This is a genomic window from Variovorax sp. 01N429, from assembly GCF_056399425.1.
Map to the genome: position 1 here is coordinate 119,601 of NZ_JBFTRG010000001.1, position 20,535 is coordinate 140,135.

A 20,535-nucleotide genomic window follows, 5' to 3' on the forward strand; every position below is an offset into this window, starting at 1 on the left:
CGGGGTTTTTGGCCTCGGGCGCACCACTTGCGTCGCGGGCCAAGTCATCGCTTAGTGGAAAACTGATATGCAAGCTACGCTCAATCCACCGGCGACCGAGGCACCTCGCAAGAGCGGGCTGCGCACGTGGGGCCCTCTCGCGCTAGTCGTGTTCCTCGCGGTGCTGCCGCTGCTGCCGCTGCCGAATTTCTGGATCATCCAGCTCAATTACATCGGCATCTACACCCTGCCGGTGCTCGGGCTGGTGCTGCTCACCGGTGTAGGCGGGCTCACGTCCTTCGGGCAAGCAGCCTTCGTCGGCATCGGTGCCTACACAACCGCCTACCTGAGCGTGAACTACGGGCTGTCTCCCTGGCTCACGCTGTTCATCGGGCTTGCGCTCACGGGACTAAGCGCCGCGATCATCGGCGGCATCACGCTGCGGATGTCCGGGCATTACCTGCCGCTGGCGACCATTGCGTGGGCGCTCTCGCTGTATTACCTGATGGGCAATCTTGAGGCCCTCGGCAAGTACGACGGCATCCTGGGCGTCAAGGGTCTCACTCTCTTCGGCATCGAAGTTGGTCAGCAGCGGGTTTTCTATGCAGTGACCTGGACCTTTGCCCTGCTCGCGACTTTCGCGGTGATCCGCCTGCTTGATTCGCGCAGCGGCCGCGCCATTCGCGCGCTCGCGGGCGGTTCGCAAATGGCTGAAGCCATGGGCGTGAACACGCTGCGGCACAAGGTCGGCATTTTTGTGCTGGCCGCGATGCTGGCTTCGATCTCCGGCTGGCTCTTTGCGCACTTCCAGCGCACGGTCAACCCGTCGCCCTTCGGCATCAAGATGGGCATCGAGTACCTGTTCATGGTGGTGCTCGGTGGCGCGGCGCATGTCTGGGGCGCGATGGCGGGCGCCGGCGTGGTCAAGCTGCTCGAAGATCAGTTGCAGGTGCTGCTACCCAAGCTCATCGGCACGAGCGGAAGCTACGAGCTCATCGTGTTCGGCATCATGATCGTGCTGGTCCTCAAGTACCTGCCCGATGGGCTCTGGGACTTCGTCGACCGGCGCCTGCCGCGTGCGCCACGCCCCATCGACTGGAACGGCGCTGCGGATCTGCCGGCACGAACGAAGCCGGCCGCTGGCGACGTGGTGCTCGATGTCCAATCGATCCGCAAGACCTTCGGCGGCCTGGTGGCGGTGAACGACATCAGCTTCCAGACGCGCGCGGGCCAGATCGTCGGCCTGATCGGCCCCAATGGTGCTGGCAAGTCCACGACTTTCAACCTGGTGACGGGCGTGCTGAGCCTCACGAGCGGCGCGGTGAAATTTCGCGGCGAGGCCATCGGCGGGCTCTCGTCGCGGGCCATCGCCCAGCGCGGCGTCTCTCGCACTTTCCAGCACGTCAAGATGGTTCCGGACATGACGGTGCTGGAGAACGTCGCACTCGGCGGGCATCTGCGCGGCCACAAGGGCGCGGTTGCGGCGATGCTGCATGCCGATCGCGCCGAAGAACGCCAACTATTTCGTGAAGCCGAACGGCAACTGCAGCGCGTCGGCATGGGCGACTACCTGCAGGAACTCGCCGGCAATCTCGCGATGGGTCAGCAGCGCCTGCTTGAAATCGCCCGCGCGCTGTGCGCCGATCCGGCGTTGCTGCTGCTGGACGAACCCGCTGCCGGCCTGCGCCACAAGGAGAAGCAGGCGCTCGCCGATGTGCTGCGGACCTTGCGTGGCGAGGGCATGAGCATCCTGCTGGTCGAGCACGACATGGATCTCGTGATGGACATCTGCGACCACATCGTGGTGATGGAATTCGGTACTCACCTGATGGAAGGCACGCCGGCGGAAGTGCAGCAGAGCCCCAAGGTGCGCGCGGCCTATCTCGGAACGGAACACTGACATGACGACGCCCCTTCTGAGAATCAAGGACCTGCGCGCCGGCTATGGCCGCGCCGAGGTGCTGCACGGCATCGACCTGCAGGCGGGCGAAGGCAGCGTGGTGACCGTGATCGGCCCGAACGGCGCTGGCAAATCCACCTTGCTCAATGCGCTGATGGGCGTGCTGCCTTCCAAGGGAAGCATCGAGTTTCGTGGCCAGGCCATTGGTGGCCTGTCGCTCGAGGAACGCGTGATGCTCGGCGTCGCGCTGGTGCCCGAGAAGCGCGAACTCTTCGGCACGATGCCGGTGGAAGACAACCTCGTGCTCGGCGGTTTCCGTCAGGTGCGCCTCGGCAATCGCCAGTGGCGTGATCGCATCGACGAGGTCTACACCATCTTCCCGCGCCTGAAGGAGCGTCGCGCTCAACTCGCGGGCACGCTCTCGGGCGGCGAAAGGCAGATGCTGGCGGTGGGCCGCGCGCTGATGTCGCGGCCAGCGCTGCTGATGCTCGACGAACCCAGCCTCGGCCTGGCGCCGCTCGTGGTGCAGGAGATCTTCCGCACCGTGACCGCGCTGCGCCAGACGGGCGTGACGATCCTCCTTGTCGAGCAGAACGCACGCGCAGCCCTCGAAGTCGCGGATCACGGGTACGTGCTCGAGATGGGCAGCGTGAGCGTCGAAGGCGAAGCGCGCCAACTCGCCGGCGATTCGCGTGTGATCGACACCTATCTTGGCGCCAAGCGCGCCTGAGAACCGCGGCGCAAACCAGCGCCATAGCCGGAGACGCATGATGGATGCACGAAAAGGCCTGTCGATCTGCGCGATCGCACTCGCTTGCGCCCTATTGGCAGCCGCCTGCGCGAGCCCGGGGCACCCTGGTCGTGCCTTGCCGCAGCTCACCTCCGCAAAGCCCGGCGCGCTGTTGTCGTGCGCCGACTTGGCGAACAAGGCTGCAATGCAAGGAACGGTCTATACGCAAGTCACGTCGGTCCCAGCCGGCGCGCTCACTGTCGGCAATGCCACGGTACCCGCGCCCGCTCATTGCCTGGTGCAGGGCCGCATGAACGATCGGGTCAGTCCGGTCGACGGCAATCGATATGCAATCGGCTTCGAGATGCGCCTCCCGCTCGAATGGAACGGCCGCTTTTTCTACCAGGCGAACGGCGGGCTCGACGGTGTCGTGATTCCGGCCGTCGGCGGCATTGGTGGCGGTGGGCCCACGAGCACTGCGCTACAGATGGGATTCGCCGTCATCAGCTCGGATGCGGGGCATGCAGGTTCTCTCGGCCCGCGCTTCGGCATCGACCTGCAAGCACGGCTCGACTACGGCTACAACGCGGTCGCACAGCTCACCCCCATGGCCAAGAACCTGATTGCGAAGGCATATGGCCGCGGACCGGATCGCTCGTATTTCGGCGGATGCTCGAACGGCGGCCGGCACGCGATGGTCGCAGCTGCACGGTCGCCAGGCCAATACGACGGCATCATCGCCGGTGACCCGGGCTACAACCTGCCTCGGGCCGCTGTCGCGCAGCTCTATGGCGCACAGCAGTACGCAAAGGTGGCCGCTGCGACGTCCGCAGGCCAGCCCGATCTGCAGACCGCTTTCACGCCTGCGGAACTGAAGCTGGTTGCAGACCGTGTACTGGCGCGCTGCGATGCGCTGGATGGGCTTGCGGATGGAATCGTCGCTGACGTGAAGTCATGCAAATCGCGCTTTCACCTCGAAAACGACGTACCCACGTGCATCGGCGCCCGAGACGGGCAATGTCTCACCAGCGCGCAGAAGACCGTGTTGTCCAGCGTGTTTGCCGGTGCACACAACAGTTTCGGAAAACCGATCTACAACACCTTTCCGTTCGATGCCGGAATCAGCGGGAGCAACTGGCGCGAGTGGAAGTTTGCCAGTCCGGCAACCCGCGACGCCGGCGCGGTCGCCTTCATCTTCGCGTCGCCGCCGATGGCGGATCGCCCGGCCGGACTGCCCTTCGCGCTCGGCTTCGACATGGATACGGACGCACCCACCATCTACGCGAGCAGCGGCATCTACAGCGAATCGGCCATGTCCTTCATGCCGCCGCCAGAGCCGGACAACCTTGCGGTACTGCGCGAGCGCGGCGCCAAACTGATCGTCTATCACGGCACGAGCGACCCGGTGTTTTCGTCCGACGACACGGCCGAGTGGTACGAGCGACTGCAGGTGGCGAACGGCGGAGATGCCTCGGCCTTCGCGCGCTACTTTCCCGTGCCCGGAATGAACCATTGCGCCGGTGGTCCGGCCACCGACCAGTTCGACATGCTGACGGCGCTGGTGGGCTGGGTCGAGCAAGGCCAGGCGCCCGCGCGGGTAGTTGCGAGCGCGCGCGGCCCTGGCGCCGCGACGGCTAATCCCGAAGCGCCAGCCGGATGGTCGCCGCACCGTACGCGTCCACTGTGCCCCTATCCGCAGGTTGCGGCCTACACGGGCGGCGACATCGAAACCGCCGCCAGCTTTGCATGCCGCGCGCCTGCCCATTGAAGACATCGCCATGAACTACCAGCCACGCCCCGACGATGTGGGCTTCGTTTTGAACGCCGTACTGGGTGCCGTTCCGCGGTTGGGCGCCCTGCCGCCCTTTGCAGAATTCGACCTTGCGCTGCAAACGCAAGTGCTCGACGAAGCCGGCAAGTTCGTCGCCGAAGTCATCGCGCCGCTGAACCGTGGTGGCGATGAAATCGGCTGCCGCATGGTCGATGGTCAGGTCGTCACGCCGCCGGGGTTCCGCGACGCCTATCGCGCCTTTGTCGAGGCCGGCTGGCCTGCACTCTCAGCCGCGGCTGAAGACGGCGGACAGGGCTTGCCTGCCGTGCTCGAAGCGGTGCTCTTCGAATGGCTGAGTGCCGCGAACCACGGCCTCACGATGGCGCCAGGGCTATTGCACGGCGCATACGAGTGCCTCAAGCATCACGGCAGCGACGAGTTGAAGCAACGCTATCTCTCGAAGATCGCCACCGGCGAATGGCTGGCCACGATGTGCCTGACCGAAGCCCATGCAGGCAGCGATCTGGGTCAGGTGCGCACGCGCGCAGTGCCCGTTCTGGACGGTAGCTTCCTGGTGTCGGGCAGCAAGATTTTCATTTCCGGCGGCGATCACGATCTCTCGGACAACATCGTTCACCTGGTGCTCTGCCGCCTGCCCGACGCGCCGGCAGGGCCGAAGGGCCTGTCGCTGGTGCTGGTGCCAAAGGTCCTGCCCGACGGATCGCGCAATGGCGTTCATTGCGAGCGCATCGAGGAAAAGATGGGCCTGCACGGCAGCTCGACCTGCGTCATGCGCTTCGATGAAGCCATAGGCTGGATGATCGGAAATGCGAACCGAGGTCTCGCCGCGATGTTCGTCATGATGAACGCGGCGCGCCTGCATGTCGCATTGCAGGGGATCGGCCTGCTTGATGCGGCCTGGCAGAAGGCGGATGCCTATGCACACGAGCGGCGGCAAATGCGCGCGCCTGGCCCCGCGCCGGTCAGCCGCGGCGACGAACCATCGGACCTGGTCGCTGAACATCCGGCCATTCGCCGCATCCTCGACACCCAGCGTGCCTGGATCGACGGGGCGCGCCTGATCGCCTATCGCACCGCCGTGCAACTCGACGTCGCGCGCCACGACGCAGATCCCAAGGCACGCGAACGCGCACAGCGCTGGTGTGCGCTCATCACGCCCGTCCTCAAGGCTGCCTGCACGCAGCAGGCCTTCTACGGCGCAAGCGAATGCCTGCAGGTGTTCGGCGGGCATGGTTATGTGCGCGAATGGGGTATCGAGCAAATCGTGCGTGATTCTCGCGTGACCATGATCTACGAAGGCACCAACGAGATCCAGGCTATCGACCTGCTGGTGCGCAAGGTGCTCGCCGATGGCGGCGCGGGGATGTCGGCGCTGCTGGTCGAATTGCGTGACGAGCTGGAAGCGGCCCGCGAAGTCGATGCCGACGTGCAGCGAAGGCTGGCGCAGCTTCGTTATCTCACGACCACCATCGCCATGGCGGCGCAGGCTGACACCACGTTGTCCTACGAGGTGGCCGATGACTATCTGAGGATCGTCATGCTCACCCTGCTGGCATGGGCATGGGCTCGCATCGAAAGCGCTTCGCCCGACGACGCTCGCTGGTCCGCTTCGGCGGCGGCGTTCCGTCGCTGGGTGTTGCCGGAATTCGAGATGCGCCTCGGGATCGTCAAGCGCGCCTGCGAAGCGGTCACCGCGCGAGTTGTCGCCTGAGAATCGCCACTCGAAGCTCGAAGACAGTTACGCTTGCGCCATGGCAGTTTCCCGAAAGAAGCCCACTTCCGACATCCATGCCCGTGCCCACGCTCAGCGGCCTGACACACTGGATATCCGAATGCTAGAGACACTCGTCGGCTACAACGCTCGGCGCGCATGGCTGGTCGTGAGCCAAGTGTTCGCGGAGCGCATGGCAGCCTATGGACTGAAGCAGGTCGACTTTTCGGTCCTGTCGCTCATCGCGCACAATCCCGGCGCCACTTCGAGGCAGTTGTGTTCGACGCTCGACATCCTGCCGCCCAACCTGGTGAGCCTCATTGCTGCGATGGACAGCCGCGGGCTCATCGAGCGCAGGCCGCATCCGCATGACGGCCGCGCCATCGGCCTTTACCTCACGCCGGCCGGCGAAGACCTGATTCGCGAGGCAGAGCAAACGGTCATGCAACTCGAAGCTGACGCCAGCGCACGGCTCACCCCCCGCGAGCGCGAAACGCTGATCCGGTTGCTCCAGAAGATCTACCACTAGCCGCAGCCGCGAGCCACAGCGCCCGTGCAGGCCTAGAAGCGTTCCGTCAGGCGCAGCACGTCGTAGGCCGCGTCAGCGATCAATGAAGGATTCGGGTAGTAGAGCTCGCCATTGAACTCATGACGCGAAAACGCCGATCGCGCCTGGATATAGCGAGTCCGCGCCGATTGAAATGCCTGTCGCCGCCAACTGGGCTGCAGCGATTCAATGCGTGACCAGTGCGCGGGCGTCAATGTAGGGCTTTGCGGATTCGGCGCCGTGCGCTCCAGCAGCAGAAGTTCGCGCGCCTCGCGCATCAGTGGATCAAGCTCTCGATACCTGTCTCGCCGACGCGCAAGCACGTTGGACAGAAACGTTGCGGCAAACAAGCTGAGCAGGGCCAGACCGATTCCAAAATCGATGGTGATCATTCAGTCAGAGAGGAAGTCGGTGGCAGGAGCTTGTCACCAGAATTTCCACCAGGGCGTGGAAGCGCGACTCGATGGTGCGGGCGGCAGAGTTTGCAGCCCGGTATCGCGGATCCTGCGGCGCTGCTCGGCCTCGAGGGCCTGCGCCATGCGATGGGCGAGCTGGTCGCCCTGCATCGCGCGCAGCCGCCATCCCGATGCGAGGTTATGAAGCTCTTCATCCTCGAGAGATCCGGGCGACTGCGACGGGGCGGACATGCCGAAATTCTGCACATGCCCGAGCCGCGCCGCAATCGTAGAGGTTTGCATTACATCGGCAGCCCGATACCCCCGGCGGACCGCCTACTTCATCGCGCTCCGCACGACGGCGGGAAGCGCTCCCCCCGCCGTCAGACGCGCTCGAGGATGACCGCGATGCCTTGCCCGACGCCGATGCACATCGTGCATAGCGCGTAGCGACCGCCGCCCTTGTGAAGTTGGTTCACAGCCGTCGTTGCGAGCCGCGCGCCGCTGGCGCCGAGCGGGTGGCCCAGCGCGATCGCGCCGCCGTTGATATTCACACGCGCATCGTCGTCCTTGAGGCCCAGGAGCCGCAATACGGCCAGCCCTTGTGCGGCGAAAGCTTCGTTGAGTTCGATCACGTCGATCTGGTCGATCTTGAGGCCCGTCAGCTTGAGCACCTTCTCGGTCGCAGGCGCCGGGCCGATGCCCATGATGCGCGGCGGCACGCCGGCCGTCGCCATGCCGACCACGCGAGCGCGCGGCTTGAGACCGTACTTGGCAGCACTGGCTTCGTCAGCGAGCAGCAACGCGGCCGCGCCATCGTTCACGCCGCTGGCGTTGCCGGCGGTCACGGTGCCGTCAGGGCGCACGACGCCCTTGAGCTTGGCCAAGGCTTCCAGGCTGGTGTCGCGCGGATGCTCGTCCTTCGAGACGATGATCGGATCGCCCTTCTTCTGCGCGACCGTGACCGGCACGATCTCGGCGTCGAAGAAGCCTGACTTCTGCGCGGCAATGGCACGCTGCTGCGAGGCGAGCGCCATCCGGTCCTGCGCTTCGCGCTCGATCTTGTAGTCGGTTGCGACGTTCTCGGCCGTCTCGGGCATGGAATCCACGCCGTACTGCGCCTTCATCAGCTTGTTGACGAAGCGCCAGCCGATGGTGGTGTCATACACCGCGTTCGCGCGGCTGAAGGCACTCTCGGCCTTCGGCATCACGAAAGGCGCTCGGCTCATGCTTTCGACGCCGCCGGCGATCATCAGGCCCGCCTCGCCGGCCTTGATGGCGCGCGCCGCGCTGCCGAGCGCATCGAGGCCCGATCCGCACAGGCGGTTGATCGTGGCGCCGCCGAGTTCGAGCGGCAAGCCCGCCAGCAGCGCCGACATGCGCGCCACGTTGCGGTTGTCCTCGCCGGCCTGGTTGGCGCAGCCATAGAGCACGTCGGTGACGGCTTGCCAATCGACGTTCTTGTTGCGCTCCATGAGCGCCTTGAGCGGCACGGCGCCGAGATCGTCGGCGCGCACGCTGGCGAGCGAACCGCCGTAGCGGCCAAAGGGGGTGCGAACGGCGTCGCAGATGAAGGCTTGGTTGGTCATGATGATGTGTCTCTTCGTCGATTCAGATGGCGATCGGCAGGCCGACCAGTTTTTCGAGTTCGACATGCTCCAGGCCGTCGACCTTGTCGATCAGCTTCAGCCCCGTCGGCGTGCATTCGAGGGTAGCGAGATCGGAATACACCCGCTTGACACAACCGATGCCAGTCAGCGGGTAGGTGCACTTTTCGACGATCTTGCTCTCGCCCTTCTTGGTGAGCAGATCCATCATGACCCATGTCTGCTTGGCGCCGATGGCAAGGTCCATTGCCCCGCCGACCGCCGGGATGGCACCTTGCTCTCCGGTGCTCCAGTTCGCGAGATCGCCGGTCGACGAGACTTGGAATGCGCCCAGCACGCAGATGTCGAGATGGCCGCCGCGCATCATCGCAAAGCTGTCGGCATGGTGAAAGTACGCGCCGCCGGGCAGCAGCGTGACCGGCTGCTTGCCGGCATTGATCAGGTCATAGTCTTCCTGGCCTTCAGCAGGCGCCGGGCCCATGCCCAGGATGCCGTTTTCGCTGTGCAGGATGACTTCACGGCCGGCGGGCAGGTGATTGGCGACCAGCGTGGGCTGACCGATGCCCAGATTGACGACGGCCCCGTCGAAGATGTCCTGCGCGACGCGCGCTGCGAGCTGGTCCTTGGTGCGGCGTTGGTAGTTGCTCATGGTCATGCTGCCTTCTTGAAGCCGCCGGCCTCGGTGGCGACGCGCTCGATCTTGACGATCCGGTTGACGAAGATGCCCGGCGTGACGATGGTCTCGGGGTCCATTTCGCCGAGCTCGGCGATCTCGTGCACGGTGGCGATCGTCCGGTCGGCTGCCATGGCCATCACCGGGCCGAAGTTGCGCGCGGCCTTGCGATACACGAGGTTGCCCCAACGGTCTCCCTTCTCGGCCTTGATCAATGCCACGTCACCGCGAATGGGGTATTCGAGCACGTACTGCTTGCCGTCGATTTCGCGCGTTTCGCGGTCGCCTGCCAGTTGCGTGCCATAACCCGTGGGGCAGAAGAAGGCGCCAACGCCAGCTCCCGCGGCACGGATGCGCTCGGCCAGATTGCCCTGCGGCACGAGTTCCAGTTCGAGCTTGCCGGAGCGATAGAGCTCGTCGAACACGTAGCTGTCGGCCTGGCGGGGGAAGCTGCAGATGATCTTGCGAACGCGTCCGGCCTTCAGGAGAGCCGCAAGGCCGGCTTCGGCGTTGCCAGCGTTGTTGTTGACGACGGTGAGGTCCTTGGCCCCTTGTTCGATCAGGCCGTCGATGAGCTCGTTGGGAATGCCGGCGGTGCCGAAGCCGCCGATCAGCACTGTGGCGCCATCCTGGATGCCGGCCATGGCATCAGCGATCGAAGGCGCGATCTTGTTGATCATGAATTCTGTCTCCGGGGAAGAAAAAGAAGCCGAATGAAAGGTCGAACGCGCCGGCTGCGATTTTTTGCCAATTTGTTCGATACGCGAACAGTTGTTCGTATAATGAATTCTAGAGAAGATCACCACCCATGGCAACCCATCGGAAACACCCCGTTGCACCCGCACCCGGCGACAGCTACGTGCAGTCCTTCGCACGCGGTCTCCAGGTTATTCGTTCGTTCAGCGCCAACACGTCGCGTCAGACGCTCAGCGAAGTTGCCGCCGCGAGCGGACTCACCCGCGCGGGGGCGCGCCGCATCCTGCTCACACTACAGACGCTCGGGTATGTCCACAGCGACGGAAAGCATTTCACACTCACGCCGCGCATCCTGGACCTGGGCTTTGCCTACCTGTCGTCGATGCCGATCTGGAACCGCGCCGAGCCGGTGATGGAAGCGCTCGTGCAGCAGGTGCAGGAGTCCTGCTCGGCGGCCGTGCTCGACGCCACCGATATCGTCTACGTTCTGCGCGTGCCCACGCACAAGATCATGCGCATCAGCCTCGGAGTGGGCTCTCGCCTGCCGGCCTACTGCACCTCGATGGGCCGCCTCCTGCTCGCAGACCTCGAAGACCAGGAAATCCGGGACAGGCTCGCCGCCTCCACGCGCGAGGCTTTCACCAAGCACACGCTGACTGACGTGGACGCACTTTTCGCGAAGGTACTTCAGGCGCGGAAGCAGGGATGGTGCCTCGTCAACCAGGAGCTCGAAGAAGGACTGGTTTCGATCGCAGCGCCCATCGTGGATCGCGCAGGCCGCGCGGTCGCGGCGCTCAACATCAGCGGCCAGGCCAACCGGACGAGCGCAAAGGTGATGCAGGACACCATGCTGCCGGGGCTGCTCGCCTCGGCCGCGGAGATATCGCGGCTTCTCTGAGGCCCTCTGAAGCCCCGGTCAGGCGTCTGACCGAATGCCTCGCATCAGAATCACGCCGCCCAGCTGTGCGGTGTCGCTGCGCATGCGGTAGCCCAGCGCCCGCGGGGTACCGCCTTGCGCCTGCCATCCTGCGGCGAGCAAGCGCGCCTTTACATCCGGCGACCGAACGACCTCCGCCAGCGCCGCGTTCAGCTTGGCGACCGCTGTCTGCGGAAGCGTCGCAGGCGCAGCGAGTGCGGTCCAGATCTCGAGATCCGCGCCCCGGACATTGGCTTCACGCAAGGTCGGCAATTCGGCAAACAGCGGGCTTCGATCGGACGAAGTCACGCCCACGGCCTTCAGCTTGCCTGATTTCACATGCGGCTTGGCCAGCCCCGGCGGCAGAAGCGCCAGTTGAATCTGCCCCGCAAGCATCGCGTTGATGACCTGAGGATTGCCGGTGAAGGGCACGTGCTGCGCGGTGATGTTGGTTCGGCTCTTGAGCAGTTCCATGCCCAGGTGGCCCACCGTCCCGACCCCGGGAGTCCCATACTTTCCCGCGCTGCTGAGGTTGCGCGCCCATAGGAGCAACTCCTCGGCGTTGGTGCCGGCAGCGTCGCCTGAAACGGCGAGTACCAGAGGCGCAGTGCCGATCAGGCTCACCGGCGCGAAGTCCTTCTCCGGATCGAACGGGGTGTTGGGGTTCAGGAGCTTTGCGATCGTGAGATTGCCGTTGATCAGCGCGCCGATGGTGTGGTCGTCACGCGCCTTTGCCACCTGATCGGCTGCGAGGTTGCCGCTCGAACCCGGCCGGTTTTCCACCAGCACAGGTTGCCCGAGAAGCTTCGAGAGCGGTTCCGCCACCGCGCGCGCTGCAAGGTCCGGCGAAGCACCGGCCGGAAATCCGACGAGGATGCGGATGGGCTTCGAGGGCCAAACGGGCGGCGCGGCCAGACTCGGCGCGGTGCGCGTGCGGGAAGCGTCGTCCGCCCATGCGCCGGTCGTACAGAGCGATGCTGCAAAGGTCTGCAGGAGGCGGCGTTTGGTGATCATCGAATGGCGGGTTAATCGAGTTACAGAACGTTACGCGAGCTCGCTCCCGTATGCAAGTCAGCCCAAATGCTTCGTTTCGCCAGGGTCGCCCTGAGAATTCAACCTTTCACTGAAGTCAACACAGCCATGCCCGACATCGCAGTCTTTGGCAGTCTCAATATGGATCTGGTCGTCCGCGTGCCGCGCATTCCGGCGGCAGGAGAAACCCTGCACGCGCATTCATTCATGACCACACCTGGCGGCAAGGGCGCCAATCAGGCAGTCGCCTGCGCGCGACAGGGCGCGAAGGTCGCCATGATCGGCCGGGTGGGCGATGACGACTTCGGCATGGCTTTGAAGGCGTCCATGTCCAGCGACGGCATCGACGTGACCCACGTCGCCACGGCCGCCGCCTCGACGGGGGTGGCGCTGATCATGGTGGACGACAGCGCTCAGAACCGCATCTCCCTGATTTCGGGCGCCAACGCTTGCGTGAATGCCGAAGACGCGCGGCGATGGGCATTGGATTTCGCGCCCGCGAAACTCCTGTTGCTTCAACTCGAGGTCCCCATGGAGGCCGCTTCAGACGCAGCAGCACTCGCGCATGGGGCCGGTGTGACGGTGGTGCTGAACCCTGCACCGGCCCGTCAGTTGCCTGATTCGCTGCTTCAGCAAGTGGGCATCCTCGTGCTGAATGAAACCGAGGCCACCCTCCTGAGCGGCATCGCCGTGAAGGATCTGGGCAGCGCCGCGCGCGCGGCCAAGGTGTTGCTTGAGCGAGGGCCCGTCCACGTGATCCTCACGATGGGCGCCGAGGGCGTCATCGCTTGCGACGCTGCAGGTTGCCGGCACTTCGAGGCACTCGAGGTGAATGCCATCGACACCACGGCCGCCGGCGACACCTTCATCGGCGCGCTGTGCGCCGCACTCGCGAGAGGCGACGCGATCGACGCGGGCATCGCCCTGGGCATCCAGGCGGCGGCCGTGTGCGTGACCCGAGCCGGCGCCCAGGCTTCCATTCCGTACCGGCACGAACTCTCGGGGCTGCCGCCGGTAGGCCGTCCCAGGACGGTCATCCCTTCTTAAATGCCCGGCTTGACCGCCGTGAATTCCGAGAAGATGCCAAGTTCGGCATTGCGCTTCACGTCGACGAAGCCGGCCATGCGCAGTGCGTCCATCACGGATGCCGGTGCGATACAGGCCTCGATCGTGTCCCAGTAATAGCGCCAGAGTTCGGCCGTATCGTGCTGGTGCGCCACGACCTTGGCGATGACGGGTACGACGCCCCGCATGTACGCCTTGAGCACGGCAGTGCCGATGCGACCGCTGGGCTTGCTGATTTCGAGAACCAGCAGCCGGCCACCCGGCCTCAGCACACGAAAGAACTCCGCGAAGGCCGCATTCACGTCCGCAATATGGCGCAGCGCGTACCCCATGCTGATGAAATCGCTGCTCGCATCAGGGCGAGGCAATGCCTCCGCGCGCCCGCGAACGAGTTCCACGCCTGGCAACTTCACTTCTCCCATCATCCCGGGGCTTGGATCGACACCGACCAGCCTGCCTTGGGGACCAATGAGGGTGAGCGCTTCGCGCGCGACCAGCCCGGTGCCGATGCCGACGTCCAGCACCTCCGCGCCTTTGGAAAGGCCTGCCCGCTGGAGCGCCGAACGCCGATACCAAGGGCCCGAGCCCAGCGCCAGCACACGCTCGATCCGGTCGTAGTCGGGCGCCGTGTCATCGAAGATGCGGCGAAGGAACTGCTGATGCTCGGCTTCGTCCCCGTAATAGGCAGGCAGCGGGACGTGAGGCGCGAGCACCTCGGCCGGCAAGTCGGCTTCCTCCTTGCGCCCGCCATGACGACCCTGGTGTTCAGCAGATTGCACGTTCGCGGTTTCCATGACTTCGGGTCCTCCTTCGAATCCCTGGCGGCGATTGTGACCCAGTGATTGACGCGGGGATTGATGCAGGGATCGACCCTAAGATTTACCCGGCACCGGCCCCATCACCAGATCGGGCAACGCAGTGGAGATGCCTGGGAAGACACAGATCAGGAACACCGCCACGAACATCAGCAGCACGAAGGGCAGGACGCCCCAGATAATCTCCGACAGCGCAATGTCCGGCGCGATGTTCTTGATCACGAAGATGTTGAGCCCGACCGGTGGATGAATCAATCCGGCTTCCATCACGATCGTCATCAGGATGCCGAACCAGATGAGATCGAACCCCGCAGCCTTCAAAGGCGGCAGGAAGATTGGCGCCGTCATCAGGATGATGCTCACGGGCGGCAGGAAGAACCCCAGCACGATCACCAGCACCAGGATCGCCGCGAGCAGCAGCCACTTCGACAAGTGAAGCGCGACGATCCAGCTCGCCATCGACTGGCTGATGTGCAGGTAGCTCATCACGTATGAAAAAAGCAGCGACATGCCGATGATGAACATCAACATGGTCGACTCCTTGATCGTGGCCGCGAGGATCGGCGCAAGATCCCTGATGCGCCACACGCCATAGATCACCGCGATGAGCAGCAGCGCCAGAAGCCCGCCAAGGCCGGCGGTTTCGGAGGGCGTGGCAAAGCCGCCGTACAGCGCCACCATCACGCCGATGAGCAGCACCACGAACGGCACCACGCGCGGCAGCATCTCGAACTTCTGCCGCAGGCTGAAGTGCTCGTCGTCGAGCAACGCCGATGTGCTGCCGTCGCGCTCGAATGCACGCCTGGCGCGGCCATACTCCTTCCGGTAGTTGAGCATCGCGTAGCCCGCGAAGAGCGCCACCAGCAGCACGCCCGGCCCGATGCCCGCCAAAAATAGGCGCCCCAGTGATTGCTCGGCCGCAACCGCGTAAAGAATCATCGTGATCGACGGCGGCAGCAGGATTCCGAGCGTGCCTCCGGCCGCGATGATGCCGGCCGCAAAGCCCGGCGAGTAGCCTCGCTTGCGCATCTCCGGAATGCCGGCACTTCCGATGGCCGAACAGGTCGCCGGGCTCGATCCGGCCATGGCGGCAAAGAGCGCGCAGGCGAATACGTTGGCGATGCCCAGGCCGCCGGGCACCTTGTGCATCCACACGTGCATCGCCGCGTACAGATCCTGTCCCGCTCGTGAACGGCCGATGGCCGCCCCTTTCAGAATGAAAAGCGGAATCGACAACAGCGTGATGCTCGACATCTCCTCATAGACGTTCTGCGTCACCGTATCAAGCGACGATCCCGGCATGAAGAAGGCCATGAACAGCACGGCAACCGCGCCGAGGGCAAACGCGATCGGCGTTCCCGAAAACATCAGCAACAGCGTCGCGACGCCGAACAGGAGCCCCAGCGCGAGCATCGACATCAATGCACCTCCGCGCCGCTGACGGTCCGGTTCACAAGCCGGTTGATGCTGGCGCAAAGCTGCACCAGCAGTTGCACCGTGAGCAGGCTCATGCCGAGAGACATCAGCCCGTAGGGAATCCACAAGGGCGGCGCCCAAGAAGACGATGACGTCATGCCATCGACCCATGCCTCGTGCAACAGGGTCCACGATTTCCACGCGAAGAAGCCGCAAAAGGCCAGGCTGACGAAATCGATCACCACCATTCGCACGCGATTCGCGGCCGCCGACAACTGGGAGCTGATGGCCTCGATCCCGATATGCCCACGAATCGACTGCACGAACGCGCCGCACATGAACGTCATGCCGACCAGGCAGAACACCGCGGCCTCGTCCTGCCAGTCGGTGGACGCTTTCATGAAGTAGCGCGACACCACGCTGTAGGTAAGCACCACCGAAGCGGCCAGGAGCGCAAGCATGCCCAGGGCCATCGCGATGCGATTGACCGCTTGCAGTGCGCGCGCCAGCGGCAGCAGCACGCGCGGCGTGGCCGGATCGATCGGTATGCCGAGCCCGAGTGGCGCAGGCTGCAGCGCGCCGCTCACAGAAGCTTCTGCGCGGCCGTCAGCAACGCCTTGCAAGACGCGTTGCGCTCGCCGTAGTCCTTCCAGGCAGTCTCGCGTGCGATGACCTGCCACTTCTTCATCGTCGCATCGTCGATGTCGAAGACCTTCGCGCCAGCCTTGGCATAGACCTCGGCGGCGAGCTTGTCGTCGGCGCGTGCCGAGTCGATGGCGAACTTCTCCTGCTCGGCACCAGCGGCCATGATGATGTCCTGCTGCGGTTTCGGCAGCTTGGCAAAGACATCCTTGGACATCATGAGCGGCTCGAACATGAACCAATAGGCCCTGTTGCGGCCGCTCGTCAAGTTCTTCGCGATCTCCTCGAGCTTGAAAGAGATGAAGCTGGTCGACGAAGTCATCGCGGCATCCATCGCGCCCGTTTGCATCGCGGCGTAGATCTCGTTGGATGGCAGCGTGATCACCGAAGCGCCTGCCGCCTTGAGCATCATGTCCATCTCGCGGCTGCCGCCACGCACCTTCTGGCCCTTGGCATCCTCAGGCGCCACCAGCGGAGCGGTGCGGCTCGCGACGCCGCCGGCCTGCCAGATCCAGCTCAGCACGATCACGCCTTTGTCGTCGAGCATTTTCGAGAGCAGCTTGCCGACTTCGGCGGTCTTCCATGCCGCGCCGACTTCATAGCTCGGGACAAGTGCGGGCATCAGGCCGATGTTGGTTTCGGGCACTTCGCCGCCGGCATACGACAACGGGACCAGCCCGATGTCGAGCGCGCCCTTTCGGAGCGCGGAAAACTGAGAGTTGGTCTTCATCAGCGAAGAGCCGGGGTAGATCTCCGCCTTCAGCGCGCCATTGCTGCGCTTTTCGATGTCAGCGGCGAAGCGACGGCACAGCCGATCACGGAAGTCGCCCTCGGTCAGCGTCCCACCGGGAAACTGATGCGAGATCTTGAGAGTGCTCGACTGCGCACCGGCGCGGCCAGTTATCGCCAAAAGTGACACCGCTGCCGCGGTGGACAGGACGTCGCGTCGTTTGAAGTTCATAGCGTGTGTCTCCAGTTGCCGTCTTTGCGCGGCGCCAGACATACACCTTATTGGCGATGGCGCAGCGGCGCCCTTGGTGTTATCCATGACATTCCGCCGCCCAGACGCGCCGTGGTCGACCGGGCACCCGTCACTTCACCGCGTTCGGCTCCAGCACGAAATCGAACTTCAACGTATGGAAAGGCGTTGCCTGAGCGGTCCCATCCGGCGCGGCGCCCGCGGGATGCGACACGAAATCGCCGATGAGCGAGCTGCGCACCCCAAAGACCGCGTCGCTGTCGAGATAGTCGTCGCCGTCCCTGAACACATGCGTGATGAGGGTTTCGTAGCCCGGCGCCTGGATCATGAAGTGAACGTGGGCCGGCCGCCACGGATGCCGCTTGGTGGCGCGCAGCATGTCGCCCACCGGGCCGTCCGTCGGGATCGGGTACGCCACCGGCATGACGCCGCGGAACCACAGCAATCCCTTGTCGTCCGTGCGGAACACGGCGCGTCCCTGCGGAACGTCCAATCCGGCGCGCTGAACGTCGTAGAAGCCTTCCGCATCCGCCTCCCAGACGTCCACCTGGGCATTGGCGACCGGCTCTCCGTCTCGGCCACACACCGTGGCGTTCACGAACAGGGGCTCACCTTTGGCGCCGCCAGAGATGTCGGCGCCGAGTTCAAGGTGAGGGGCGCCGTGTACATGGAAAGGGCCGAACACCGTCGCCTCGGTCGCCTGCGCGCTCTTCGCATGGTTGAGCGCCACCGTGAGCATCGACAGCCCCAGCGTGTCCGACAGCAGAATGAACTCCTGCCGCTTGTCGCTGCACTTCTGCCCGGTCGCCGTCAGGAACTCGATGCCGGCTGCCCACTCGGCTTCCGTCAGGCGCACTTCGCGCGCGAAGTCATGCATATGGCGCACCAACGCCGACATGATCTCCTTCAGCCGTGCGTCCGGGGTGCCGGCGATGCGTTCGAGCACCGCGGCGGTGATGGTGTTTTCATTGATGTTTCGCATGGGGATGGAACTCCAGGTCAGAGGAACGGGCCAACGATTCGACGCGCTTCGCCCCGATGCGGTCGAGCACCACGAGGCGCCGCTGGGTGGGGAACAGCGACCAGCCCCAGCGCTGCTGCGCGAAGCCCCACAGTCCCTGTTTGAAGAAGATGGTGACGACGATCGCGAGAAGGCCGAGGCCCAGCAAATACCAGGTCCCGTAGTCGCTCAGGAATTTGTTGAGCGCCCAGAAAATCACGGCACCCACGAGGGGCCCCTCGATGCGGCCGATCCCGCCGATCACGACCATGAAAATCGCGAAGGCAGTCCAGTTCACGCTGAAGGCGGCATCAGGGCTGATGCGCAGGTTGCCGACGAAATAGAGCGCGCCCGCCAGTCCGGCGCCGAAGGCAGCGACCACGTATACCGCGAGCTTCATGCGCGCCACCGGAATGCCCTGCGATTCCGCCGCCACCTCGTTGTCGCGGATGGCGAGCAAGGCAAGGCCGCGTTTGCTCCGCAGAAACAGATAGACCAGCGCGATCGCTGCCACCACGCACGCCAACGCCATCCAGTACGTGACACTCTCGCGCGTCGCCTTCTCGATGCCGCGCAGCGCCGTCAGCGTCGTGCCCGACCCACCACCCACCGCTGAAACGTTCGCGAAGCTGAGCCGGAACACTTCGGCGATGACCCAGGTGCCGATGGCAAAGTAGCCGCCCGACAGCCGAAACGCGACAAACGAAACCGGCACTGCGATCAACCCCGCGGCGATCGCGCCCAGCGGAATCGCGATGAAGGGGTTGAGCCCCGCGAAGTTGCCCAGCATCAGCATCACGTAGCCGCCGAAGCCGAAGAACGCTTGCTGCCCGATGCTCACCATGCCTCCGTATCCCGCGAGCAGGTTCCACATCATCGCGAAGATGAAGTAGCAGGCGATCTCGACGAATTCGCGCATCCAGCTCGACTCGCCCCACAGCGGCAGGCTTGCGGCCAGCACCACAAGCGCCACCGCTGCCCAAAGCGCAGAGCGGCTGACGGCCGTGCTGCGAACCACGTTGAAATTGTTGGTCATGACAGGTTCCATGGCGTCCGTACTCAGCCGCGCGTCTTCGGAAAGAGCCCTTGAGGCCGCAACACCAGCACCAGCAGAAACACCAGATGGCCCATCCAGATGCCCCAGCCTGGATCCAGCCTGAAGCCGATCTGCTGCGTAATGCCCAAGATCATCGCGCCCGCGAGCGTGCCCCAGAACGAGCCCATGCCGCCGATGATCACCGCCTCGAAGGCAAAGAGCAGCAGCAGTGGTCCATCCGATGGCGACACTGTGGTCCGCATGCCTTGCAGAGCGCCAGCGATGGCGATCAGCACGAAAGCGATGGCCGTGGCCAGCGCATAGACCTTCTTTGCGTTCAGGCCCATCAGCTCGGCGATTTCCCTGTCGTCCGACACGGCGCGAAAGGAGCGACCGAGCGAGGTATTGGCGAAGAGCCATTGGAGCGCCCCCGTCGCAACCAGCGCGACCGCGAGTACGATCAGCGGCAGGACGCCGACCGACAGCGACTCACCCAGTTGCAAGCCCTGCGTGCTGAGTCCTCCGGTCTCGATCGAGCGCGGATCGGCCGAGAACAACTCGAGCAGCAGGTTCTGGATCACGATCGACAAGCCGAAGGTCACCACCAGCGAGGGCAATGGGTCCTTGCCCAGCGTGCCGTTGAGCACATAGCGCTGCAAGGCATAGCCGAAGCCGAAGGCAATCGGCAGCACCGCCAGCGAGATCAGCAGCGGAGCGTCGCCGAAAAGCGTGACGCCGCCGATGACGGCGAATGCGCCGAGGATGATGAAGTCCCCCTGCGCGGTATTCGTAAGGCGCATGACGCCGAACATCAACGACTGCCCCAGCGCAAACAAGGTATAGAGGCCGCCGAGCAGCACGCCCTGGACAATGGTTTCAAGCACGGGATGTCTCCTCGCTCACATGCCGAAGTAGGCCTGCGAAATCTGCTCGCGCGTGATCGAATCCGAGCGGCCCTGGAGCGACACGCGACCCTCCTGCAGGCAATAGATGCGTTGGGACACGCGCTGCGCCATCGTCACGTCCTGCTCGACGATCACCACGGTCATGCCCTCTCGCGTGATGGCGGGCATCGCAGCGTAGATCTCGCGAATCACGATAGGTGCCAAGCCCAGCGACAGCTCGTCGCACAACAGCACCTCCGGATTGCTCATCAGCGCGCGGCCGAGCGCCACCATCTGCTGCTGGCCGCCCGAGAGTGCCGTGCCCGGGTTATGGCGCTTCTCCGCCAGGATCGGAAACAGCGTGTAGAGACGCTGCAGGTTCCATGGCCCCTTGCGGCCCGTGAGGCCGCCGATTTGCAGGTTCTCCTCGACGCTCAGGCTGGGAAAAAGACGCCTGCCTTCCGGAACCATGGCCAACCCGCGCTTCACGACGTCGCCCGGTGGCAAGCCGCCGATTGCTTCGCCCTTGAATTGCACCGCCTCACGCGGCGCACGCACGAGCCCCGTCAGGCACTTGAGCAAAGTCGACTTCCCTGCGCCGTTCGATCCGATGATCGCCACCAGTTCGCCTTGCGAAAGCGTGAAGTCGACGCCGAACAGCGCCTGGGCATCGCCGTAGAAGGCCTTGAGACCGTGGGCTGCGAGCAGTGCGGTCATGGC

21 protein-coding genes are annotated in these 20,535 nt (G+C 64.6%); 7 read left to right on the plus strand and 14 right to left on the minus strand.

The features are described from left to right. Positions 1-67 precede the first annotated feature (67 nt). The 5 genes from AC1DSF_RS00585 (at position 68) to AC1DSF_RS00605 (ending at position 6,641) form a co-directional block, all read left to right on the plus strand. Positions 68-1,879, plus strand: a complete 1,812-nt coding sequence (locus tag AC1DSF_RS00585) for a branched-chain amino acid ABC transporter ATP-binding protein/permease (protein WP_478124780.1) — start codon at positions 68-70, stop codon at positions 1,877-1,879. Position 1,880: 1 nt separating this feature from the next. Then, positions 1,881-2,609, plus strand: a complete 729-nt coding sequence (locus AC1DSF_RS00590) for an ABC transporter ATP-binding protein (protein WP_478124781.1) — start codon at positions 1,881-1,883, stop codon at positions 2,607-2,609. Between the two features lie 40 nt (positions 2,610-2,649). Then, complete coding sequence (locus AC1DSF_RS00595; RefSeq protein ID WP_478124782.1) at positions 2,650-4,377, plus strand: tannase/feruloyl esterase family alpha/beta hydrolase; 1,728 nt, start codon at positions 2,650-2,652, stop codon at positions 4,375-4,377. Positions 4,378-4,387: 10 nt separating this feature from the next. Next, positions 4,388-6,112 (plus strand): acyl-CoA dehydrogenase family protein, encoded by a 1,725-nt coding sequence (locus AC1DSF_RS00600; protein ID WP_478124783.1) that lies wholly within the window; start codon positions 4,388-4,390, stop codon positions 6,110-6,112. A gap of 121 nt (positions 6,113-6,233) precedes the next feature. Then, the gene (locus tag AC1DSF_RS00605) at positions 6,234-6,641 is read left to right on the plus strand and encodes a MarR family winged helix-turn-helix transcriptional regulator (RefSeq protein ID WP_478124784.1); all 408 of its coding nucleotides are present in this window, start codon (positions 6,234-6,236) and stop codon (positions 6,639-6,641) included. A 32-nt stretch (positions 6,642-6,673) separates the two neighbouring features. Here AC1DSF_RS00605 and AC1DSF_RS00610 read toward each other — a convergent pair whose 3' ends face one another. The 5 genes from AC1DSF_RS00610 to AC1DSF_RS00630 form a co-directional block, all read right to left on the minus strand. Continuing rightward, the gene (locus AC1DSF_RS00610) at positions 6,674-7,051 is read right to left on the minus strand and encodes a hypothetical protein (protein WP_478124785.1); all 378 of its coding nucleotides are present in this window, start codon (positions 7,049-7,051) and stop codon (positions 6,674-6,676) included. 33 nt (positions 7,052-7,084) lie between these two features. Then, a complete protein-coding gene (locus tag AC1DSF_RS00615; protein ID WP_478124786.1) occupies positions 7,085-7,306 on the minus strand; it encodes a hypothetical protein in 222 nt (73 codons plus the stop codon). Between the two features lie 131 nt (positions 7,307-7,437). Then, entirely contained in the window at positions 7,438-8,643 is a 1,206-nt protein-coding gene (pcaF, locus tag AC1DSF_RS00620) for a 3-oxoadipyl-CoA thiolase (protein WP_478124787.1), read from the minus strand. A gap of 22 nt (positions 8,644-8,665) precedes the next feature. Further along, a complete protein-coding gene (locus AC1DSF_RS00625; protein ID WP_478125273.1) occupies positions 8,666-9,310 on the minus strand; it encodes a 3-oxoacid CoA-transferase subunit B in 645 nt (214 codons plus the stop codon). A 2-nt stretch (positions 9,311-9,312) separates the two neighbouring features. Beyond that, positions 9,313-10,014, minus strand: a complete 702-nt coding sequence (locus AC1DSF_RS00630) for a 3-oxoacid CoA-transferase subunit A (protein WP_478124788.1) — start codon at positions 10,012-10,014, stop codon at positions 9,313-9,315. A gap of 128 nt (positions 10,015-10,142) precedes the next feature. Here AC1DSF_RS00630 and AC1DSF_RS00635 point away from each other — a divergent pair, with 128 nt between their 5' ends. Continuing rightward, the gene (locus tag AC1DSF_RS00635) at positions 10,143-10,928 is read left to right on the plus strand and encodes an IclR family transcriptional regulator domain-containing protein (RefSeq protein WP_478124789.1); all 786 of its coding nucleotides are present in this window, start codon (positions 10,143-10,145) and stop codon (positions 10,926-10,928) included. Positions 10,929-10,946: 18 nt separating this feature from the next. Here the strand turns inward: AC1DSF_RS00635 and AC1DSF_RS00640 are convergent, their stop codons facing one another. After that, positions 10,947-11,960, minus strand: a complete 1,014-nt coding sequence (locus AC1DSF_RS00640; RefSeq protein ID WP_478124790.1) for a Bug family tripartite tricarboxylate transporter substrate binding protein — start codon at positions 11,958-11,960, stop codon at positions 10,947-10,949. Positions 11,961-12,086: 126 nt separating this feature from the next. Between AC1DSF_RS00640 and rbsK the strand changes: the two genes are divergently transcribed. Further along, the gene (gene rbsK, locus AC1DSF_RS00645; RefSeq protein ID WP_478124791.1) at positions 12,087-13,025 is read left to right on the plus strand and encodes a ribokinase; all 939 of its coding nucleotides are present in this window, start codon (positions 12,087-12,089) and stop codon (positions 13,023-13,025) included. Here rbsK and AC1DSF_RS00650 read toward each other — a convergent pair. From AC1DSF_RS00650 to AC1DSF_RS00685, 8 genes are all read right to left on the minus strand, one after another. Further along, positions 13,022-13,837 (minus strand): class I SAM-dependent methyltransferase, encoded by an 816-nt coding sequence (locus tag AC1DSF_RS00650; protein WP_478124792.1) that lies wholly within the window; start codon positions 13,835-13,837, stop codon positions 13,022-13,024. The two genes, rbsK and AC1DSF_RS00650, sit on opposite strands and share 4 nt — an antisense overlap. A gap of 78 nt (positions 13,838-13,915) precedes the next feature. Further along, positions 13,916-15,277: a TRAP transporter large permease gene (locus AC1DSF_RS00655; protein WP_478124793.1), complete on the minus strand. Its 1,362-nt coding sequence runs from the start codon at positions 15,275-15,277 to the stop codon at positions 13,916-13,918. Then, a complete protein-coding gene (locus AC1DSF_RS00660; protein ID WP_478124794.1) occupies positions 15,277-15,861 on the minus strand; it encodes a TRAP transporter small permease in 585 nt (194 codons plus the stop codon). The genes AC1DSF_RS00655 and AC1DSF_RS00660 overlap by 1 nt, the downstream gene beginning before the upstream one ends. Further along, the gene (gene dctP / locus AC1DSF_RS00665; protein ID WP_478124795.1) at positions 15,858-16,877 is read right to left on the minus strand and encodes a TRAP transporter substrate-binding protein DctP; all 1,020 of its coding nucleotides are present in this window, start codon (positions 16,875-16,877) and stop codon (positions 15,858-15,860) included. Before dctP ends, AC1DSF_RS00660 begins: the two co-directional genes overlap by 4 nt. 130 nt (positions 16,878-17,007) lie before the next feature. Further along, positions 17,008-17,877 carry an intradiol ring-cleavage dioxygenase gene (locus AC1DSF_RS00670; RefSeq protein ID WP_478124796.1) on the minus strand — a complete coding sequence of 290 codons (870 nt, stop codon included), beginning with the start codon at positions 17,875-17,877 and terminating at the stop codon, positions 17,008-17,010. Then, the gene (locus AC1DSF_RS00675; protein ID WP_478124797.1) at positions 17,861-18,931 is read right to left on the minus strand and encodes a branched-chain amino acid ABC transporter permease; all 1,071 of its coding nucleotides are present in this window, start codon (positions 18,929-18,931) and stop codon (positions 17,861-17,863) included. The genes AC1DSF_RS00670 and AC1DSF_RS00675 overlap by 17 nt, the downstream gene beginning before the upstream one ends. A 23-nt stretch (positions 18,932-18,954) precedes the next feature. Then, positions 18,955-19,815 carry a branched-chain amino acid ABC transporter permease gene (locus tag AC1DSF_RS00680; protein WP_478124798.1) on the minus strand — a complete coding sequence of 287 codons (861 nt, stop codon included), beginning with the start codon at positions 19,813-19,815 and terminating at the stop codon, positions 18,955-18,957. 15 nt (positions 19,816-19,830) lie between these two features. Next, on the minus strand, positions 19,831-20,532 hold the full coding sequence (locus AC1DSF_RS00685) for an ABC transporter ATP-binding protein (protein ID WP_478124799.1): 702 nt from the start codon (positions 20,530-20,532) through the stop codon (positions 19,831-19,833). Between the last annotated feature and the right edge of the window lie 3 nt (positions 20,533-20,535).

Excerpts from the sequence above, each read along its gene's own strand:
- AC1DSF_RS00650 (WP_478124792.1), bottom strand. The coding sequence starts at position 13,837 with ATGGAAACCGCGAACGTGCAATCTGCTGAACACCAGGGTCGTCATGGC.
- AC1DSF_RS00600 (WP_478124783.1), top strand. The coding sequence starts at position 4,388 with ATGAACTACCAGCCACGCCCCGACGATGTGGGCTTCGTTTTGAACGCC.
- AC1DSF_RS00640 (WP_478124790.1), bottom strand. The coding sequence starts at position 11,960 with ATGATCACCAAACGCCGCCTCCTGCAGACCTTTGCAGCATCGCTCTGT.
- AC1DSF_RS00590 (WP_478124781.1), top strand. The coding sequence starts at position 1,881 with ATGACGACGCCCCTTCTGAGAATCAAGGACCTGCGCGCCGGCTATGGC.
- AC1DSF_RS00615 (WP_478124786.1), bottom strand. The coding sequence starts at position 7,306 with ATGTCCGCCCCGTCGCAGTCGCCCGGATCTCTCGAGGATGAAGAGCTT.
- rbsK (WP_478124791.1), top strand. The coding sequence starts at position 12,087 with ATGCCCGACATCGCAGTCTTTGGCAGTCTCAATATGGATCTGGTCGTC.
- AC1DSF_RS00605 (WP_478124784.1), top strand. The coding sequence starts at position 6,234 with ATGCTAGAGACACTCGTCGGCTACAACGCTCGGCGCGCATGGCTGGTC.
- AC1DSF_RS00685 (WP_478124799.1), bottom strand. The coding sequence starts at position 20,532 with ATGACCGCACTGCTCGCAGCCCACGGTCTCAAGGCCTTCTACGGCGAT.
- AC1DSF_RS00675 (WP_478124797.1), bottom strand. The coding sequence starts at position 18,931 with ATGACCAACAATTTCAACGTGGTTCGCAGCACGGCCGTCAGCCGCTCT.
- AC1DSF_RS00595 (WP_478124782.1), top strand. The coding sequence starts at position 2,650 with ATGGATGCACGAAAAGGCCTGTCGATCTGCGCGATCGCACTCGCTTGC.
- AC1DSF_RS00630 (WP_478124788.1), bottom strand. The coding sequence starts at position 10,014 with ATGATCAACAAGATCGCGCCTTCGATCGCTGATGCCATGGCCGGCATC.
- AC1DSF_RS00635 (WP_478124789.1), top strand. The coding sequence starts at position 10,143 with ATGGCAACCCATCGGAAACACCCCGTTGCACCCGCACCCGGCGACAGC.
- AC1DSF_RS00585 (WP_478124780.1), top strand. The coding sequence starts at position 68 with ATGCAAGCTACGCTCAATCCACCGGCGACCGAGGCACCTCGCAAGAGC.
- AC1DSF_RS00670 (WP_478124796.1), bottom strand. The coding sequence starts at position 17,877 with ATGCGAAACATCAATGAAAACACCATCACCGCCGCGGTGCTCGAACGC.
- AC1DSF_RS00625 (WP_478125273.1), bottom strand. The coding sequence starts at position 9,310 with ATGAGCAACTACCAACGCCGCACCAAGGACCAGCTCGCAGCGCGCGTC.
- AC1DSF_RS00610 (WP_478124785.1), bottom strand. The coding sequence starts at position 7,051 with ATGATCACCATCGATTTTGGAATCGGTCTGGCCCTGCTCAGCTTGTTT.
- pcaF (WP_478124787.1), bottom strand. The coding sequence starts at position 8,643 with ATGACCAACCAAGCCTTCATCTGCGACGCCGTTCGCACCCCCTTTGGC.
- AC1DSF_RS00655 (WP_478124793.1), bottom strand. The coding sequence starts at position 15,277 with ATGTCGATGCTCGCGCTGGGGCTCCTGTTCGGCGTCGCGACGCTGTTG.
- dctP (WP_478124795.1), bottom strand. The coding sequence starts at position 16,877 with ATGAACTTCAAACGACGCGACGTCCTGTCCACCGCGGCAGCGGTGTCA.